This is a genomic window from Weissella soli (genome assembly GCF_001761545.1).
GTDB classification, from domain to species: domain Bacteria; phylum Bacillota; class Bacilli; order Lactobacillales; family Lactobacillaceae; genus Weissella; species Weissella soli.
On the sequence record NZ_CP017326.1, the window covers coordinates 1,171,555 to 1,190,044 of the forward strand.

Below are 18,490 nucleotides of genomic sequence, written 5' to 3' on the forward strand. Positions count from 1 at the left end.
AGTTTATCGCCATACTCAGGGCATATATGTATTTGGAAGCCCAATCTGGCTTCCAATGTTTTTTACTTCATGTTATTAACGGTAAAACCTTGCGCTTCGAGGACGGAAAGCAACGCAGCCACTGTATCAAAGGCGGTAAACAATGGGACCGCATTCTCGATCGCGGCGTTTCGAATTGCCCGGCCATCTGATTGGGCAGACCCATCAGGACGTGCGGTGTTGACAGCAAGTTGCAACTTGCCAGTGCGAATAGCAGTCACCGCATTGTTATCAGACTCTGAAATTTTATCCAATACATCAACTAAGACGCCGTTTTCTTGGAAGAATGCGCCCGTTCCTGAGGTTGCCACAATGCCAAACCCAAGATCAGCAAAGCGCTTCGCTAATACCAAGGCTTCATGCTTATCTTCATCAGCAACAGTGAACAAAACATGCCCAAAGGTTGGGATGTGAATGTTTGAAGCAACGAACGCCTTAAACAACGCCTTTTCGAAGGTTGAATCAGAGCCCATCACCTCACCGGTTGACTTCATTTCTGGTCCAAGTAATGAATCCACTAAGGGCAACTTCGTGAAAGAAAATACCGGTGCCTTCACGTGGACCATATCATCTTCTGGCAAGACACCCGTCGTGTAACCCAAATCAGCCAGCTTCTCACCCAGCATAACCCGAGTCGCTAATTGGGCCAACTGAGTATGGGTCACCTTTGAAATAAACGGTACCGTGCGCGATGCACGTGGATTGACTTCAATGACATAAGCCCGATCTTCGTGGATAACAAATTGAATGTTCATCATACCCAGCGTCTTTAATTCCTTAGCTAAGTTGATGGATGCATCAATCATCTCTTGCTTAACCTTGGCTGACAAGGTTTGCGTTGGATAAACCGACATTGAGTCTCCTGAATGCACACCAGCCCGTTCAATATGTTCCATCAAACCAGGAATAATAATCGTGTCACCATCTGAGAGGACATCAACTTCTGCTTCTGATCCGACCAAGTAAGAGTCGATTAACACGGGATGGTCGTTTGAAATTTGGACAGCCCGTCCCATATAGTCAATCAATTCGGCTTGGCTGCCGACAATTTCCATGGCCCGACCGCCCAAAACATAAGATGGTCGAATCAACACCGGATAACCAATTTCTTCAGCCGCTGCGACGGCTTCGGCCACTGTCGTCGCCGTCTTACCAATTGGTTGTGGTAATCCTAACTTCTTGATGACCTGATCGAATGCTTCACGGTCTTCCGCCCGGTCCAAGTCCTCTACGGTTGTACCTAAAATGTGCACACCATGCGCCGCTAAGGGAGCTGCTAAGTTAATCGATGTTTGCCCACCGAACTGGACCACCACGCCACGGGGCTTCTCTAAATCAATCACATTCAACACATCTTCTAGGGTCAATGGTTCAAAATATAACTTATCCGAAACTGAGAAATCAGTGGAAACCGTTTCCGGATTTGAATTCATAATAATTGCTTCCAACCCGGCTTGTTGAATAGCCTTAACGGCGTGGACCGTCGCATAATCAAATTCAACTCCTTGACCAATGCGAATTGGACCTGATCCGAGCACCAATACTGACTCACGCTCGGTCACCACTGATTCGTTTTCACGTTCATAGGTTGAATAGTAGTATGGGGTTTGAGATTCAAATTCAGCCGCCACCGTGTCGACCATCTTATACACTGGCAAAATATGATGATCGCGACGCAGCGTACGAATCGCATCATCCGTCGTGTGCCAGTAACGACCAATTGTCGCATCCGCAAAGCCATATTGTTTAGCTTTTTTCAAGACCATCAAGTCATTAGGGTGCGCCTTAATTTCATTTTCCAACTCAATCAGGTGCAACACCTTATCCAAAAAGTACAGATCAATTTCGGTCTTTTCATGAATTGTTTCAATCGTTGTCCCCCGCCGAATCAAGTCGGCAATCATGAAGAACCGATCATCCCGCGCTGGCATTAAAGCAGCCAGCAATGCCTGATCATCATAGTTTGAATAGTCTCGTTCATCCAACCCAATTGAGCCGATTTCTAGTGAACGGACGGCCTTATTAAAGGCTTCCTCCAGGTTACGACCAATCGCCATCACTTCACCGGTAGCCTTCATTTGCGTACCTAAGTGCCGATCAGCTGAAGCAAATTTATCAAATGGGAAGCGTGGAATCTTGGCGATGACATAATCCAGCGCCGGCTCAAACTCAGCCATCGTCGTACCAGTAACTGGGTTAACAATTTCATCCAGGGTCAAGCCAATGGCAATTTTTGCCGCCATCTTTGCAATGGGATACCCCGTTGCTTTAGAAGCTAGGGCTGATGACCGGGATACCCGTGGATTAACTTCAATGATGTAATAGTTAAATGACTTGGGATCCAAAGCCATTTGAATATTGACACCACCTTCAATGTTTAATGCCCGAATAATCTTTAAGGCCGCATCCCGCATCATTTGATACTCACGGTCTGATAAGGTTTGTACGGGAGCCACCACGATGGAATCACCGGTGTGAATTCCCACCGGATCAAAATTTTCCATTGAGGCAACAATCAAGGCGTTGTCATTGGCATCGCGCATCACTTCAAATTCAATTTCTTTGAAACCGGCAATTGAACGCTCAACTAAGATCTGGGTCACTGGTGATAATTCCAACCCATTTTCGGCAATGGCTTCTAATTCAGCCCGATCTTGCGCAATACCGCCCCCAGTGCCACCCAATGTATAGGCAGGACGCACGATCACTGGATAAGTATGGGTTTCAGCAAACGCGACCGCTTCGGCAACCGTCGTGGCAATGGTTGACTCTGGAATTGGCTCAGCCAACCGATCCATCAAATTTTTAAATTCTTCACGATCTTCAGCTTCTTCGATGGCTGAAAGTTTCGTACCTAACAACTCAATGCCCATCTCTGCCAAAATACCATCTTCTGACAAATCCTTAGCCATATTCAAACCAGTTTGACCACCTAAAGTGGGCAAAATCGCATCTGGTCGTTCCTTACGAAGGATGCGCTTCAAAAAATCTAAAGAAAGGGGTTCGATGTAGACCTTGTCTGCTGTTTCAACGTCCGTCATGATGGTCGCAGGATTTGAATTAACCAAGACAACGGAGTAACCCTCTTCCCGCAAGGCCATTGCTGCTTGCGTGCCAGAATAATCAAATTCAGCGGCTTGTCCGATCACAATTGGTCCAGAACCAATGACCAAAATTTTTTGAATATCTGTACGCTTAGGCATTTTCAGTGTGCTCCTTTTCATTAGCGATCATTTCCAAGAATTCATCAAACAAGTACTCTGCATCATGTGGACCAGGGGCTGCATCTGGGTGAAATTGAACTGAGAAGGCGGCATGCTTTTTTAAACGAACGCCTTCAACAGTGTGGTCGTTAATTTCTTCATGCGTAATTTCCAAATCCGTGCCTGCGATTGAGGCAGGATCCACCGCATACCCGTGGTTTTGCGATGTGAAATCAATCCGGCCGGTTTTTAAATTGCGAACGGCATGGTTAAAGCCACGGTGGCCAAACTTCAACTTATAGGTTTTTGCACCATTGGCCATGGCAAATAATTGATGTCCCAAGCAAATTCCCATTAATGGCAACTGCTCTTGCAAAGTACGAATGGTTGCAACGGCTTTTTCAACCGATTCGGGGTCACCTGGTCCATTTGAAAGCAAGACCCCATCTGGATTGGTGTCTAAAATGGTTTGGGCGTCGACATCCGCTGGGAACACCTCAACGTTCACGCCACGACGCGCCAGTGAGCGTAAAATCGAATTTTTCAACCCAAAATCGATCATGGCGATGGACACACCCTCAGTCGGGTTAACATAAGTCGATTTCGTTGTCACTTCCTTCACTTGTTCAGTGGACAGCACCACCGTCTTTAAGTTGGCTAGCACCTCGTCAGTCACTTCATCGACCAAAGCGGCCTTCATCACACCGTAACTACGTAACTCTTTTGTTAAGGCACGTGTATCAACGCCCGTGATTCCTGGCAAGTCCATCTTCTCAGCCCATTCAGCCAAGGACATGTTAGCCCGCCAGTTCGAGGACCGGCGTGCAATTTCATGCGTCACAATTGCTGAAGCAGCTGGTTTAAATGATTCGAAATCATCTCGATTGATACCATAATTACCAATCAATGGATACGTAAAGGTTAATATTTGACCATGATAAGACAAATCCGTAATGGACTCTTGATAACCCGACATACCCGTATTAAAAACTAATTCGCCAATAATTGACTTAGGGGCACCGAAGGCCTCACCTTCATAGATTGATCCATTTTCTAGTACTAAATAACGTTGCATGTTTATTCCTCTCTGTGAACTAATTAACTATGCTTCATAAACAACTTGGCCATCGACAATCGTTGTGACCGTCTGCCCATAAATGGTGGCCCCAATAAATGGGGTATTCACGCCCTTGGATACAAATTCCTCAGCCGTGATGGTGTGGGCCGTTTCTAAATCAAATAGGGCTAAATCTGCCTGGCCACCAACTTCGATAACCGTCGGCGCCTTTAATTGAAAGACTTCAGCTGGTTTAACAATCATCCAGGTTAACAATTGTTCCAATGTGGCTATGCCCGGCCGCACCAAGTGGGTATATAGCAATTGGAAGCTGGTCTCAATGCCTGTAATACCAAAGGCTGCTCCCAAGAATGAGCGCTCCTTTTCAGCGGTTGCGTGGGGCGCATGATCTGTGGCGACCATATCGATCGTGCCGTCTAACAAACCAGCAATCACGGCTGCCCGATCCTGCGGTGCACGCAATGGTGGGTTCATCTTAAATAGCGCGTTATCACCATCAATATCAGTTTCATCCAATAACAAATGATGTGGTGAGACCTCCGCAGATACCCGTACCCCCAATTGCTTAGCAATGCGGACGAGTGCCACGGACTCCTTGGTTGAAAGGTGGGCGACGTGGTAACGCACCCCGGTGGCTTGTGCCATGACTAGATCACGCGCCAATTGGGTCGATTCAGCTAACGAATCAATCCCTGGCAAGCCCAATTCAACCGAACGCTGACCTAAGTTCATGACACCACCCGCCATCAAGCTCTCATCTTCCAGATGCGTCACAATCGGCTTATCGACCGCCACCGCTAATTTCATCGCTTGCAACATGGTCGCTGCTGTCTGCACACCCTTACCATCATTGGTAAACGCAACGGCCCCTGCTGCAGCTAATGCTTTAATATCATCGACTTCTGGGGATGTTAAGCCATCAGAGATAGCCGCATATTGCTCGATATGAATCACCCCATCCTGAGCATTCCGGCTTTGTACTGCTTGTAGAGTGTCAACCGTTGCCGGAACAGGATCTAAATTAGGCATGGCGGCAACTGTCGTAAAACCACCCCGTGCAGCTGCTCGTGAACCAGTAGCAATGGTTTCCTTATACTCAAAACCCGGTTCACGGAAATGTACATGCACATCAATGAGGCCAGGTGTCAATAAAGCCCCCTTGGCATCTAGCACGCGATCCGCTTCAAGCTTAAGTTCATCACCAATGGCTTTAATCTGAGTATCTTGGATTAATACATCCTGTTGGATGAGCTTGTCATGATGGACCACCAGCTGCGCATTTTTAATCAATAATGTCGTCATGCTAATCCTCCAAATTATTCAAAATTGCCATTCTTGCATAGACCCCATTTGTCATTTGGGCAAAGATGCGTGATTGATTGGCTTCTACCAAATCCGAAGCAATTTCCGCGCCCCGATTAACCGGTGCGGGGTGCATCACAATCGCTGTCTTTTTCAACCGGTCATAGCGGGCTTGATTCAAACCATATAACCGATGATACTCATCAACGGAGAAGGTCTCGTTATCCGCCGAAGAAATCCGTTCATGTTGTACCCGGAGTAACATCAAAACATCCACATTCGCAAAGTCATCATCCATAGGCACATAGCGCCCGAACTGATTGAAACTGGTTGGATACCAATGGGCTGGGCCACTAAACGTGACTGTTGCTCCTAACCGCTGCAGGATTTCTGCATTTGACCGCGCCACTCGTGAATGGGCGAGATCCCCGACAATTCGAATTTGCAACCCCTCGAAGTGTCCATATTCCTCATAAATAGTAACTAAATCTAGTAAACTTTGTGAAGGATGTTGACCATTCCCATCCCCGGCATTCACTAGCCGTGGCATCAAGGCTGATTGCTCTGCTAATAGCGGTTGATACCAATCATTGCGTGAATGCCGGACCACTACTGTATCAACGCCAATGGACTTGAGGGTCTTCAAGGTGTCACTTAATGTTTCACCTTTGCTCGTTGAACTCGTTTGTGGATCTAAGATGATCTGCTCCCAACCAAGTCGCGCCTCAGCCATTTGAAAACTTGCATGGGTCCGCGTTGAATTTTCAAAAAAAAGATTTGCCACATAATGCTTAACGTTTGTGGGGACCTTCGTGCCATGCTTATAGGCAATGGCTGTGTTGATCAAGTCCATAATGGCATCATTGGATAGCAAGTTTAAATTTACAAAATTACGCATGATAACTTCTTTCTGTTGAGCACAAGACATAAAAAAACCGGCAGTCATGAGAGACTACCGGTTTTCGCTTCAGTTGGCTATGATGATAGTCTGGTCTCCAGCTATCCCTAACCAACGAGGTGAATCCTTTGCTAGTCTCTCGGACTAAATTAAAAGGTTCTTTTTCGTTAAACTGAGTATACCAAACTACCTACTTTATGTACATAACATTCTTGATCAAACTTCAAAATGGCACCTAAGCGAGTTGGTTTTCTGCCAAAATCGCCTCAATGACCTGATCCATTTCCGGCGTTTTCTGCCATTCCGTCCAATGATCAATGGCAACCATCTGTGGAATTTCGAAATTAGTATTAATGTACTGTTCATACTTCTCGACATTGCGTGAATGTGGGATATTGATTTTCATAATACGCACTTCTTTAATGAAGCCCTGCTCAGCGGCATATTCAGCCTGCCCATTATGCAACAAATTACCAATTTCACGGTACTTGGTCCCGTCGATTCGCGTAATTTCTTCGATGATATTAAACGTTTGCAATTCTGCCATTACTTGTGCCTCTCAATTAATCTATTCGTGCACACCCACCTCAGCAACGACCACGTCAACGATGCGGTCAACATAAGCTGACACGAGCTCTTCTGTCTTGGCTTCAGCCATAACCCGTAGTAAATCTTGCGTTCCAGAAGGTCGTACTAAGACACGGCCTTCATCGCCCATTTCAGATTCGACAGCGGCAATCACTTGCTTAATCGTGGCATTATTTAACGCCACGTTTTTATCTTGCACCTTAACGTTGACCAATTTTTGCGGATAAACCGGCATCTCAGCCGCTAGCTCAGATAATTTCTTACCTGTTGCCTTCATCACGTAGAGCAATTGCAGCGATGTCAACATGCCATCACCAGTTGTTGCCCAATCTAAGAAGACCACGTGACCAGATTGCTCACCACCCACATTGTAGCCCGACTTCAACATTTCTTCGACAACATAGCGATCACCCACCGCTGTTTTCACTGAATTAATGTGATTTGCGGCCATGGCCTTATACATGCCGATATTTGACATGACCGTGGTCACGATGGTGTCTTGTTTGAGACGCCCGTGTTCACTTAAGAACTTACCGGTGATAAACATGATCTGATCACCATCCACGATGGCACCGGTTTCATCAACTGCGATTAATCGGTCACCATCCCCGTCAAAAGCCAAGCCAACTTGGGCTTCACTTTCAACAACAAATTGCGCCAATGCTTCAGGGTGCGTCGATCCGACACCCTCATTAATATTTAACCCATCTGGGCTGGTTGCCATGGTAACGAAATCAGCTCCCAAATCAGCAAATAGGTTAGATACTAAACTACTGGTCGCACCATTGGCAGCATCGATAGCAATGGACATGCCTTCTAGCTTTTCAGGAATGGTTGTTTGCAAATACTCAAGATATTTGGCCGCCCCCACTGGAAAATCTGAGACAGTGCCTAACCCTGCAGCTGCTGGGCGTGGTAAATCGTCCGTGGGTGCGTCAAGCAAAGCTTCAATTTCAGCTTCTAATTCATCTGATAACTTAAAGCCATCATTCCCAAAGAACTTGATACCATTATCTTCAGCTGGATTATGTGAGGCTGTGATTTGAGCAGCCGCATCTGCTTGCTGCGCGCGAACCAAGAAAGCGACCCCCGGTGTCGAAATAATGCCTAAGCGCAATACTTCAATCCCGACTGATAAGAAGCCAGCAATCAAGGCTGATTCCAATAATTGACCAGACTTACGAGTGTCTCGGCCGACCAGAACACGTGGCTGATGTTCACCAGTCGCATGCTGTGTCAATACATAGCCGCCCATGCGACCAAGCCGAAAAGCTAATTCAGGGGTTAACTCCTGATTGGCAATGCCGCGCACACCGTCTGTTCCAAAATAATGTAATTCAACCATTTTATTCTGCCTCCTTTGGGGTGATTGTCACAGTAATTGAGGTTGGTGAAAGTTTATTCACGCCATCTGGTACTGATAAGGTCACCTTTTGTGTCGTTTTCGCTGTAATATTTTTGAGATTGACTGGCACACTAATTTGGCTCACTTTGGCTAACTTATCCATGTTACCTGTTAGTGTGACTGTATTGACATTCGCCGTGATGGTAAAGTTTGCTGCGTCACCGTTAGAAGTCACAAATTTAACAGCCGCGCTCTTAGTGCCAACCCCTGCTTGCACTGGCAAAGTTAAGGTTGTTGATGCTTCTGATAAGGTGACATCCACGGGATTACCATTAGCATCGACTGCCTGTAACGGCACGGACTTTGAGACGTCCGCTTTGGTATTACGTGACAAGTCTAACGTGGCAACAACCTGCGCGACTTGATTAACCGCAGTAGTCCGCCCAGAAACGGTCACTTCAGACACTGACGTTGTAATGTCGCCCGCCTCATAACCTTCGGCAATAGCATCCGTATTATATTGAGGCGTGACCTTGAAATAGGCTGATGATTTTTGATAGATCGATAAGTTAACCGCCTTCGTTTTTAACGTATACGTTAAATCCTTATTCAGGCCCTTAACCTCTAAGTTAACCTTATGTTCACCATCGCTGAGCCCTTTCAAATTAGCAATTACTTGAAAATTATGTGTATTCTCGGCTGCCACGACAATGGCAGCCGGTCCCTTGATTTCAATTTCAACTGTATCTGGCAAACCACTAATCAAGTACTTATTGGTATCAACACCCGTCACTTGTAAAGATGCCTTTAAAGTGATCGTTTTTTGTGTATTTAAATGAATCAAAGAAGTATCAGTAGAACTACTTTCGGAAAGTTTTGAAGTATCCGTACCTGACTGTCCGTCAACAAAAACAGCTAATAGAATCGCTAACACTAACGAAAAGAGCATATAACTCATTCGACTCAACCTACTGAACATATTATTGCTCCTTTCGTGATCCGAATTTCCGGAACTTAGGAATCTTAAAGCCCAAGAAAGTCATTGTCTCTTCATCAGATGTTTTGATTAACTGACGAGTCAAATATTTAACGTAGTCGTCATGCGTCAAATCAACCATGAACTCGGAGTTACGTGTGATGGTCACACCACCGGTTTCTTCTGACACAATAATCGTCAAGGCATCGGTCACCTCTGAAATACCAACACCCGCACGATGCCGTGTCCCAAGTTCTTTTGGAATCAATGGATTGTCAGAAAGTGGTAGATAAGCGGCTGCTACTGCTAAACGATTATCTTTGATAATCACTGCCCCATCGTGTAAGGGGGTGTTGGGAATAAACGTATTGATCAATAGCTGACTTGATACCACGGCATCAATATCAATACCGGTTTCAATATATTCCTCTAACCCAGTTTCCATTTCGATGGAAATTAGTGCACCAATGTGTCGTTTAGACATATATTGGATCGCTTGATCGATACTTTCGATTAGATTGCGTTCAGCTTGGTCAACTTGTTGCCGCCGGAAAACTTGCGAGCGGCCGATATGCTCCAAACCACGCCGAATTTCTGGTTGAAAGACCACAACGATGGCGATGGCCCCCCAATTAATAATCTGGTCCGTTAACCATGAAATGGTCGTAAAACCAACATACCAACTAACTAACTTGATAATAATAACAAACGCAACGCCGCGTAATAGGGTCACCGCCTTGGTACCACGAATCAACATCAAGAGTCGATAAACTAACCACCAAACCAAAGCAATATCAATGATACGAACCAGGGTAATTTGTTCTAAAAAACCTGAGATATTAAGCATTTATTCTTCCTCACTTGTCAACAAACCTGTTTCGGCAAAGTTAATGCGTTGACGTAATTTCAAACCTATTTCGGCTGAGATAAAGTGGGCTTCAAATAGGTGTTGAACCGCCTCACGTTGGGCGTTCAATCCGATCACTTCAAGCTCAGTTTTGGCCGCTTCTAGCTGTGCTTGCGTTAACTTACGATTAACATTGTGCTCTTTTTCTAAGCGATTACGATACGTAATGATTAAATTATGCGCCGCTTGTTGATCGATCTTTAACTGCCGGCCTTCATCTGAATCGATAAATTGTGAAATAGCATTAATTGCTGCCTTGGCGCCTTCATGCTTAGCTATCAGGTATTCAGCCATTAAGCGTTCGCTGTCTTCATCGGCAAACCAGACACGAATCGCGCGCATCATGCGAATCAGATAACGCTTAGTAAATTGCCAAGATCGCTTTTTGTTAAATAACAAGACATCTTCCAATTCTGCTTCAGCACGATCCAAACGCCGACTTTCACTCGTAAATACAAGTGGCGTAATCTGCTCAGCCACTAATAACCGCCGCAAGGTTGACCGTTCAGCCTCAAAGCTAACTTGACGCAGTCGATACTCCGCCTCCAAAATTGGGCCTAATTTTTCATGACTGATATTATCAATTTGTAACTTACGAATCTTCATTTGATATCGTAACATGATGTCATATGTGACCGCTTGATTCGTTTCACGGCGATGTTCCTCAATTTCACGTACTGCAGATTGCAAGACATAAATTTGGGCACGGGCTTCCGTCATGTGCTGGGCAACTGGTTTGACCGCTGTTTTAGTATTTTTATTTGGTTTTTCAGACAGCATTGGCAAAATGACAATGGCTGCCACGAGCGAAATAATAATGGTCGTTGCCGCAATAAACAACATCAACCCCCGTTCTGGGAACTTAACGCCATTGTCCATCATGACTGGCACCGAAATGACCCCAGCTAGGGTGACCGCACCACGGACACCGGTAAGCCCTGAAATAAGTGCCACGCGCCATGAGGCTCGATGCCCGCCACGAGTTAGCTGCCATACTTTCTGGTTGAAGAATGTCCAGAGCACCCGGATACCAAAAATGACTAACCAAGTTGCAAAAGCATACCACAAAACCATTGGTAGTGCGAGATGCCCAGATTCCCCAGCATATTCATGCAAGGCTACCGGTAATTCCACGCCTAAAATGACGAAAATCAACCCATTTAACAGATAGCCAAAGACCTTCCAGACCATCACCCCGGTGAAATGTAATTCATCCGAGTAGTTAACATCTACTTTTGAATGCAAGTTAGCAATAATCGCTGCAACCACGACCGCGATGACCCCAGAAGCATGGATAGATTCAGCAACAATGTAGATCATGAAAGGACTAAATAATTGCAAAACAACCATAAAGACAACATCATTGCCATCGTGTTCTGCCAAAAAATCACCCAAATTATTCAAGATAACCGCGATGACTGCTCCGACGGCCGTTCCCACTAGTGACACATACAAAAATGACGTTGTGGCGCCCAAAATTGAGAAAGTCCCCGTGGCTGCTGCCGCGACCGCAAATTTAAAGGCGACCAACCCACTGGCATCGTTGATTAAACTCTCTCCGGCCACAAGGTGCATCACATTTGGTGGTAGTTTAGCCGACTTAGCGATTGATTGGACCGCCACTGGATCAGTTGGCGATAAGATGGCTGCAATTGAGAAGGCCACCGCTAAGGGCAGTTCAGGCACGATGTAGTATATCAATACCCCCCCGATAACCGTGGTTAGGACAACCAAGAGAATGGCATTCCCAAAGATACGACCGCGGAGATTCCAGAGTTCATGCTTTGGAAAACGCCATGCATCAGAATACAGTAATGGTGCGATAAAAAGTAACAAGAACCAATCCGTATCAATCTCAATTTGGATATGCAAAACAGTTGTTGCTAGCAAACCTAAGCCGATTTGCACAATGGCCACCGGCACCCGTTTGACGAAATGTGAAAACACATTACTCAACAACACGATTGCCAATAAGCCGACGACTGTTTCAATCAGATGCATAAGCACTCCCCCCATTCTCTTTTACTGTTCGCCTAAAATGCGCACTTCAGTTTCTAAAGTCACTCCGTATTTCTCTGCTACCACTTGCTGGACATGGCGAATCACTTGAATATAGTCCGTCGCTGACGCGGTACCACGATTCACAATAAATCCAGCGTGCTTGGTTGAAACTTGCGCCCCGCCGATGGTGTAGCCCTGCAAATCGGCATCCATAATCAACTTACCTGCAAAATAACCAACTGGCCGTTTAAAGACCGAGCCACAGGATGGAAATTCTAAGGGTTGCTTGCTAGCGCGCCGGGTGTTGAAATCTTCCATCATGGCATCAATGGCAGCTTTGTCACCTAATTCAAGCGCAAATGTTGCTGACAAAATGATATCACCGGTCTCTTGCACTGCACTATGACGATAAGCGAATGCTAAATCCGCATTGGTTATGGATTTGATTTCGCCCGTTCGCGTTAAGACCTCAATGGTTGACACGACACTATCAACTTGACCACCGTAGGCTCCCGCATTCATATAAACGGCCCCACCAACGGAACCAGGAATGCCGGCCGCCCATTCAAGCCCTGTCAATCCATTTTGTTGTGCCACCCGCGCGACATCAATGATGGCCGCGCCAGCACTTGCCGTGATGGTTTGCTCCACCACTTGGATCTCAGCTAAATCAGTTAAAAATATCACCAACCCACGTAAACCATCATCAGTGATGATCAGATTTGAAGCATTTCCTAAAACCGTAATTGGTAACGCACGATCAGATGCATGGAGCTCTTCAATGACCGTTTTGACTTGGGCGATTGTTTTGGGCCAAAATGCCCAATCGGCCGGCCCACCAACACGCGTATTAGTGTAGTCTGCTAGCCGGACATTTTTACGAATATCATATCCTGGAAAGTATTGAATTAAATTTTCCATGAGAGCTCCTTATATTACTTTAACAAGTGGTTTAATCGGATCAACGCCAAAGGTTGTCGCTTGCGTGACCAAAATTTGCGCAGCAGCTACCGTATCATCTAAGGCATTGTGATGGTGCTCCAAGTCGATGCCTAATGCCGCGGCAACTGTGTTTAATTTATGATTAGGCAGTTGCGGGTACAATTTACGCGAAGTTCGCACCGTGTCCAATGATAAATAATGCGGGGCACCAATGCCATAATGTCCTAATGTTGCCCGCAAAACACCATTATCAAAGGGCGCGTTATGCGCAATCACCAATTGTTCTGGCGTATAAAACTGTTTAATTTGCTGCCACACATCCGGAAACATTGGCGCATTAATGACGTCTTCAGCAACGATACCGTGGATGGCCGTATTACGGCTATCAAACCGAACATCACTACCTGGATTAATTAAACTGTAAAACTGGTCCACTAATTGATTATCACGTACCACCACGACGGCCATAGAAACTGCACTATGTCGTTGCACACTGGCCGTCTCAAAATCCATCGCAATAAAATTCATGATTATTTCTCCACTACTCGTTCCATGTCAAATGCGGTTACCTTTTCTCGGCGTGTATTTAGAATTTGCGTTGTTGAAGCAGTTATTTTTGTGAATCCATATTTTTCGTAAATATGAATTGCTGGTAAATTTTGGGCCTGCACAGTCAACACGAGTTTTTCAATTGAACTAAAATCGTGCGCCCACAGCAATAATTCTTCTAGTAAAATTTGGGCAAAGCCATGCCCTTGATATTTTTCCAGCACGGCCACCCCAATTTCCGCTACTCGCGGCTGGCCAGGAATTGCTGCTGCCGAAATCACCCCGTATAAGTTGGCTTGTTCATCAGCCATCACCAAAATGATATTATTGGTCGTTGTTTGCAAATACTCAATATTATCGGCTTCAGTGACCCCATCAACAGCTGATAAATCATTAGCCACCATAAAAGTACTTGACTCATTTTGTAATTGCATCAACAACTGTAGCAACCCGGTGGCATCATCGGCTTCAGCTGGCCGTACTACTAATTCCATATTGTCTCTAGTTTCTCCAAAATAGCCTGACTCTGTTGGCCAGTTGCGTCCAATGTTACCACCCGTTCGGCCTCATTATGATTGCTAGTACGGGCAATTGTAATAGTTAAAAAATCATTTGGCCAAGCTGCCTTAATAAATTCCGGCCATTCAATGATTGCTACCCCATCGCGCCCAAAGTATTCTTCCAACCCTAATTCATCGGCCCCGCCTTCTTCACCAAGCCGATAAACATCGAGATGATACAGCGGGAAGTTAGTGGTTTGATATTCACGTACTAACGTAAAAGTTGGACTCTTGAGGGGGCGATTAATCCCGAGCGCGCGCGCGAATCCTTGCGTAAAAGTCGTCTTACCTGCACCTAAATCGCCATTCAACAAAATGGTGTCACCCGGTGTCACCAGTTTTGCAAGTGCCATCCCTAATTTTTGTGTCTCTTCTGCATTTTCTGTAATAATTCTCATACTAAAAAGTATAGCATTTTCAACGGTTTCAGCAAAGTAGGCTGACCCCGCCTAAACTTGATTTGCTTCGCATCATCCCCAGATTATTTGCGGGATACAGAAGACAACTTTTTAAAAAAACGGGCGTAATGATCAAAAAAATGGTGTTCTGGGAAAACCCAGAACACCATTTAATAGATGATCTAACTATTTTTGGTTAGCAAAAATGTAGTCAACTGTGTTGTTGATTGTAATCAATTTTTCGGCAGCTTCATCTGAAATCTGAGTGTCAAATGCATCTTCCATCTCAAGTACCAACTCAACAAAGTCGATTGAATCCGCTTCAATATCACTTAGAAAGTTCAACTCACCAGAAACTTTGCTTGAATCCAATTCGAAGTGGTCTGCTACAATCGTAACGACCTTATCGTAAATTTCTTGCTTCTCCATTTTTCTATCCTTTTCAACACCCGGTTAACCCGGTTGATTAAACTCTAATAAACAGTGTAGCGTGTTACTTACTGATATTCAAGTCACACTTTACAATTTTTATTCCGTCGCTCCGGGCACCCGGGCCGCTAACTCTTCTTTATGTTCAGCCACAAAAGTTTGTACTTTCTTTACCAAGTCAGCTTCTAACATGGTATTAATCTGCAGCATGGTACTCAAAACTGCTTCAGGACCGGCAGCACCATGAGTTTTTACGACCGGTGCCTTAACGCCCAAAACGACCGCACCACCATGTTTTGAGTAGTCTAACTTATCTTGCAAGCCTTTTAATGAGGGCTTCAACAAGCCACCACCAATTTTAGCAGCTAACCCTGAATGTAAGATGGTTTGCTTGATTAAATGCAAGAGCTCACCGGCTGTGCCCTCAATTGATTTTAGGACCGCATTACCTGAGAACCCATCGGCGACGACGACATCAACAGGGCCTTGCAGAATTTCGCGGGATTCAACATTTCCCACAAAGTTCAGATAACCCTGTGCCCCACCGTGCTTCAACAGCTGATGCGCTTCCTTATGGACGTCGTCACCCTTATCTTCTTCAGAACCGTTGTTTAACAAACCAACCTTAGGGGTGTCGTATCCCAATATTTCCTTTGCATAAAATGAGCCCAGAATACCGTACTGGTAAAGGTGTGAGGGCCGATTTTCAGCATTGGCACCGACGTCCATCATGACAAAGGCATCATGTTCCCCTTCAAAAGCAGGCAAGATCGTCATTAAAGCTGGTCGATCAATGCCTTTAATCCGTCCCACCAAGAAAATACCCGCTGCTAACAAAGCACCCGTATTACCGGCTGAAAATAAGGCATCGGCTTCGCCAGCTTTAACGGCATTGGCCGCTAATACTAGTGAGCTTTGCTTTTTAGTCCGCACCGACTTCACTGGTTCATCACCCATCGCGATGACTTCATCGGCTTGAATTAATTGCAACCGCTCTGCATTTTTAACCAATGGTTTAACTTTATCTAATTGACCAAACAACAAGAATTCAACACCTGGCATTTGGTCACGGGCCAATTCAACACCCTTGACAATGGCTTCTGGCGCATTGTCGCCGCCCATTGCATCAACCGCAATTTTAAACATTTTTATCACCTAATTTTTCTTTTTGATTCATGTGATACAGCGCATCACGAAGTAAATTTTAACATATTGGCTGTTAAACTGCTTTTGATTAATCAAAATTCCGATATTTTCCCATTGTTTCAGACATATAATCAGCCAAAAATTGATTTGCAGGTTGTTGATCCCATTTTTCATCTGATACTAATTCAATGGCTTCTTGTTGCGCGTATTCCATCATAATCAGATCGTTGACGGGGTCACCGACGCGAAATTCAGGAACCCCCGATTGACGTTTACCTAAAACATCCCCAGAACCACGTAATTCTAAATCCTTCTGCGCCAAAATAAAGCCGCTCGTTGTTTCAACCATGGCCTCCATCCGGTCGATCCCATACTGCGTTTTCGGGTCGGCAATCAAAAATGTATATGATTGCCGTGAGCCACGCCCGACCCGTCCCCGCAATTGGTGTAATTGGGCCAAGCCGAAGCGATCAGCATCTAATATCAACATCACCGTCGCATTGGGGACATCCACGCCAACTTCAATCACAGTTGTGGCGACAAGGACTTGGTAATGATTCGCTTTAAATTCAGACATCACCGTCTCTTTTTCTTGATTTGATAACCGGCCATGCAACAAACCCACCTGGTATTGTGGCGCAAAATAGTGGGAGAGATCAGCATATACTGCCTCGGCATTTTGGACATCCAGGGCTTCAGACTCTTCGATCAAGGGGGTGACGACATAAGCCTGAGCACCCTCATCAAGCTGTTGTTTGATAAACTGGACGGTTTTATCAAGTTCATTACCACGTAGCCAGCGGGTTTGAATTTGTTTACGTCCCGCCGGTAGTTGGTCAATCACTGAAACATCCATTTCACCATATGCGGTAATTGCTAATGTGCGTGGAATGGGTGTCGCCGTCATCGCTAAAATGTCTGGGTTCATACCAATTTCACGCAGCATAGCGCGCTGGCGTACCCCAAAACGATGTTGCTCGTCAATCACCGCTAATCCTAGATTCCTAAACGCAATATCCGGCTGAATTAATGCATGCGTTCCGACCAGAATATCAATGTCACCCATTGCTAAATCTTCCAGAATTTGGCGACGAGCCGCGGCTTTGGTCGAACCCGTTAATAATTCTACCCGCACTTCGGTACCATCAAAAAAATCGCCCAAAGTCCTAGCATGCTGCTGCGCGAGAATCTCCGTTGGTGCCATCAGCGTTGCCTGCATACCCGCCGTAAAGGCCGCATACATGGCCAACGCCGCCACCACTGTTTTACCTGAACCAACGTCACCTTGTAAGAGACGATTCATATGAATTGGTCGCCGCATATCACGTAATATTTCATTAACCACCTTTTTCTGGGCAGCCGTTAATTCAAAGGGTAATTTTTGAATAAAAACCTTGAGTTGCTCGTTATCAAACATGACGGCCCGACCAAAATTCGATTTATCCATTAACTTCAGCAGTTGCAAACGCATTTGAAACAAAAAAAACTCTTCAAATGATGCACTTCGTCGTGCTGACTGCGCTTCTTGTCCATCCTTTGGTGCGTGCATCCCAAAGACCGTATCATGTTTATTCATCAAACGATAACGGGTCTGAATTGATGTTGGCACCAGATCGACCATTTGATCCTGATACTTACCGAGTGCCTGCTCAATTAAAGCTTTAATCGTGCGTTGTTGGACTTCTTTTGAAGACGGATAAATCGCTTGCAGTTCATCTTCAGCCATTTTAGGTAAAACTTTCATCCCCGTCAAAGCTTGTCTGGCTTTATCGTATGTCCCGTAAACTGCGACTTCTTGACCTAACTCTAGTTGGTTAACAATCCAAGGTTGGTTAAAGAACGATACCATGACGTTATCATTTTCAACGAGCAAACGAAAATTAACCCGCGTCTTCTTATAACCAAACCGTGCGACAACTGGTGCAGACGAAACAATGCCTTTGAAAGTGATTTTTTCACCATCGAGAGCCAACGATGGCAACTTCATCGCTAAATCATCGTAACGTGTTGGATAATACATTAAGAGGTCAGCAATGGTGTAGATACCCAATTTATTCAATGCCTGTTCACGCTTCGGTCCAACACCCGATAGCACAGCGATTGAGTCCGTTAAACTCGCCATCTCACCA

16 protein-coding genes are annotated in these 18,490 nt (G+C 45.3%); all 16 read right to left on the bottom strand.

Features of this window, described 5'->3' with window-relative positions; all coding sequences use genetic code 11:
• Positions 1-62: 62 nt before the first annotated feature.
• The gene (gene carB / locus WSWS_RS05590; protein WP_070230357.1) at positions 63-3,242 is read right to left on the bottom strand and encodes a carbamoyl-phosphate synthase large subunit; all 3,180 of its coding nucleotides are present in this window, start codon (positions 3,240-3,242) and stop codon (positions 63-65) included.
• Positions 3,235-4,317, bottom strand: a complete 1,083-nt coding sequence (locus WSWS_RS05595; RefSeq protein WP_070230358.1) for a carbamoyl phosphate synthase small subunit — start codon at positions 4,315-4,317, stop codon at positions 3,235-3,237. Before WSWS_RS05595 ends, carB begins: the two co-directional genes overlap by 8 nt.
• A gap of 27 nt (positions 4,318-4,344) precedes the next feature.
• A complete protein-coding gene (locus tag WSWS_RS05600; protein ID WP_070230359.1) occupies positions 4,345-5,622 on the bottom strand; it encodes a dihydroorotase in 1,278 nt (425 codons plus the stop codon).
• A 1-nt stretch (position 5,623) separates the two neighbouring features.
• On the bottom strand, positions 5,624-6,520 hold the full coding sequence (locus WSWS_RS05605) for an aspartate carbamoyltransferase catalytic subunit (RefSeq protein WP_070230360.1): 897 nt from the start codon (positions 6,518-6,520) through the stop codon (positions 5,624-5,626).
• 235 nt (positions 6,521-6,755) lie between these two features.
• A complete protein-coding gene (locus WSWS_RS05610) occupies positions 6,756-7,067 on the bottom strand; it encodes a hypothetical protein (RefSeq protein WP_070230361.1) in 312 nt (103 codons plus the stop codon).
• A 21-nt stretch (positions 7,068-7,088) separates the two neighbouring features.
• Positions 7,089-8,453, bottom strand: coding sequence for a phosphoglucosamine mutase (gene glmM / locus WSWS_RS05615; RefSeq protein WP_070230362.1), 1,365 nt, complete (start codon positions 8,451-8,453; stop codon positions 7,089-7,091).
• A gap of 1 nt (position 8,454) precedes the next feature.
• Positions 8,455-9,411, bottom strand: a complete 957-nt coding sequence (locus WSWS_RS05620; RefSeq protein ID WP_164699449.1) for a CdaR family protein — start codon at positions 9,409-9,411, stop codon at positions 8,455-8,457.
• Between the two features lie 22 nt (positions 9,412-9,433).
• Positions 9,434-10,276 carry a diadenylate cyclase CdaA gene (gene cdaA, locus WSWS_RS05625; RefSeq protein ID WP_114981168.1) on the bottom strand — a complete coding sequence of 281 codons (843 nt, stop codon included), beginning with the start codon at positions 10,274-10,276 and terminating at the stop codon, positions 9,434-9,436.
• A complete protein-coding gene (locus WSWS_RS05630; RefSeq protein ID WP_070230364.1) occupies positions 10,277-12,337 on the bottom strand; it encodes a cation:proton antiporter in 2,061 nt (686 codons plus the stop codon).
• Between the two features lie 21 nt (positions 12,338-12,358).
• On the bottom strand, positions 12,359-13,258 hold the full coding sequence (gene murB / locus WSWS_RS05635) for a UDP-N-acetylmuramate dehydrogenase (protein WP_070230365.1): 900 nt from the start codon (positions 13,256-13,258) through the stop codon (positions 12,359-12,361).
• Positions 13,259-13,267: 9 nt separating this feature from the next.
• Positions 13,268-13,807 (bottom strand): 3'-5' exonuclease, encoded by a 540-nt coding sequence (locus WSWS_RS05640; RefSeq protein WP_070230366.1) that lies wholly within the window; start codon positions 13,805-13,807, stop codon positions 13,268-13,270.
• Positions 13,808-13,809: 2 nt separating this feature from the next.
• Positions 13,810-14,322 carry a GNAT family N-acetyltransferase gene (locus tag WSWS_RS05645; protein WP_070230367.1) on the bottom strand — a complete coding sequence of 171 codons (513 nt, stop codon included), beginning with the start codon at positions 14,320-14,322 and terminating at the stop codon, positions 13,810-13,812.
• The gene (tsaE, locus tag WSWS_RS05650) at positions 14,313-14,741 is read right to left on the bottom strand and encodes a tRNA (adenosine(37)-N6)-threonylcarbamoyltransferase complex ATPase subunit type 1 TsaE (protein WP_237342578.1); all 429 of its coding nucleotides are present in this window, start codon (positions 14,739-14,741) and stop codon (positions 14,313-14,315) included. The genes WSWS_RS05645 and tsaE overlap by 10 nt, the downstream gene beginning before the upstream one ends.
• Positions 14,742-14,972: 231 nt before the next feature.
• On the bottom strand, positions 14,973-15,215 hold the full coding sequence (acpP, locus tag WSWS_RS05655; protein ID WP_070230369.1) for an acyl carrier protein: 243 nt from the start codon (positions 15,213-15,215) through the stop codon (positions 14,973-14,975).
• A gap of 99 nt (positions 15,216-15,314) precedes the next feature.
• Positions 15,315-16,361, bottom strand: coding sequence for a phosphate acyltransferase PlsX (gene plsX, locus WSWS_RS05660; protein WP_070230370.1), 1,047 nt, complete (start codon positions 16,359-16,361; stop codon positions 15,315-15,317).
• A gap of 88 nt (positions 16,362-16,449) precedes the next feature.
• Entirely contained in the window at positions 16,450-18,483 is a 2,034-nt protein-coding gene (recG, locus tag WSWS_RS05665; protein WP_070230371.1) for an ATP-dependent DNA helicase RecG, read from the bottom strand.
• Positions 18,484-18,490 lie beyond the last annotated feature (7 nt).

Coding starts and splice junctions, on each gene's coding strand:
- carB (WP_070230357.1), bottom strand. CDS start 3,242: ATGCCTAAGCGTACAGATATTCAAAAAATTTTGGTCATTGGTTCTGGA.
- WSWS_RS05595 (WP_070230358.1), bottom strand. CDS start 4,317: ATGCAACGTTATTTAGTACTAGAAAATGGATCAATCTATGAAGGTGAG.
- WSWS_RS05600 (WP_070230359.1), bottom strand. CDS start 5,622: ATGACGACATTATTGATTAAAAATGCGCAGCTGGTGGTCCATCATGAC.
- WSWS_RS05605 (WP_070230360.1), bottom strand. CDS start 6,520: ATGCGTAATTTTGTAAATTTAAACTTGCTATCCAATGATGCCATTATG.
- WSWS_RS05610 (WP_070230361.1), bottom strand. CDS start 7,067: ATGGCAGAATTGCAAACGTTTAATATCATCGAAGAAATTACGCGAATC.
- glmM (WP_070230362.1), bottom strand. CDS start 8,453: ATGGTTGAATTACATTATTTTGGAACAGACGGTGTGCGCGGCATTGCC.
- WSWS_RS05620 (WP_164699449.1), bottom strand. CDS start 9,411: ATGAGTTATATGCTCTTTTCGTTAGTGTTAGCGATTCTATTAGCTGTT.
- cdaA (WP_114981168.1), bottom strand. CDS start 10,276: ATGCTTAATATCTCAGGTTTTTTAGAACAAATTACCCTGGTTCGTATC.
- WSWS_RS05630 (WP_070230364.1), bottom strand. CDS start 12,337: ATGCATCTGATTGAAACAGTCGTCGGCTTATTGGCAATCGTGTTGTTG.
- murB (WP_070230365.1), bottom strand. CDS start 13,258: ATGGAAAATTTAATTCAATACTTTCCAGGATATGATATTCGTAAAAAT.
- WSWS_RS05640 (WP_070230366.1), bottom strand. CDS start 13,807: ATGAATTTTATTGCGATGGATTTTGAGACGGCCAGTGTGCAACGACAT.
- WSWS_RS05645 (WP_070230367.1), bottom strand. CDS start 14,322: ATGGAATTAGTAGTACGGCCAGCTGAAGCCGATGATGCCACCGGGTTG.
- tsaE (WP_237342578.1), bottom strand. CDS start 14,741: ATGGCACTTGCAAAACTGGTGACACCGGGTGACACCATTTTGTTGAAT.
- acpP (WP_070230369.1), bottom strand. CDS start 15,215: ATGGAGAAGCAAGAAATTTACGATAAGGTCGTTACGATTGTAGCAGAC.
- plsX (WP_070230370.1), bottom strand. CDS start 16,361: ATGTTTAAAATTGCGGTTGATGCAATGGGCGGCGACAATGCGCCAGAA.
- recG (WP_070230371.1), bottom strand. CDS start 18,483: ATGGCGAGTTTAACGGACTCAATCGCTGTGCTATCGGGTGTTGGACCG.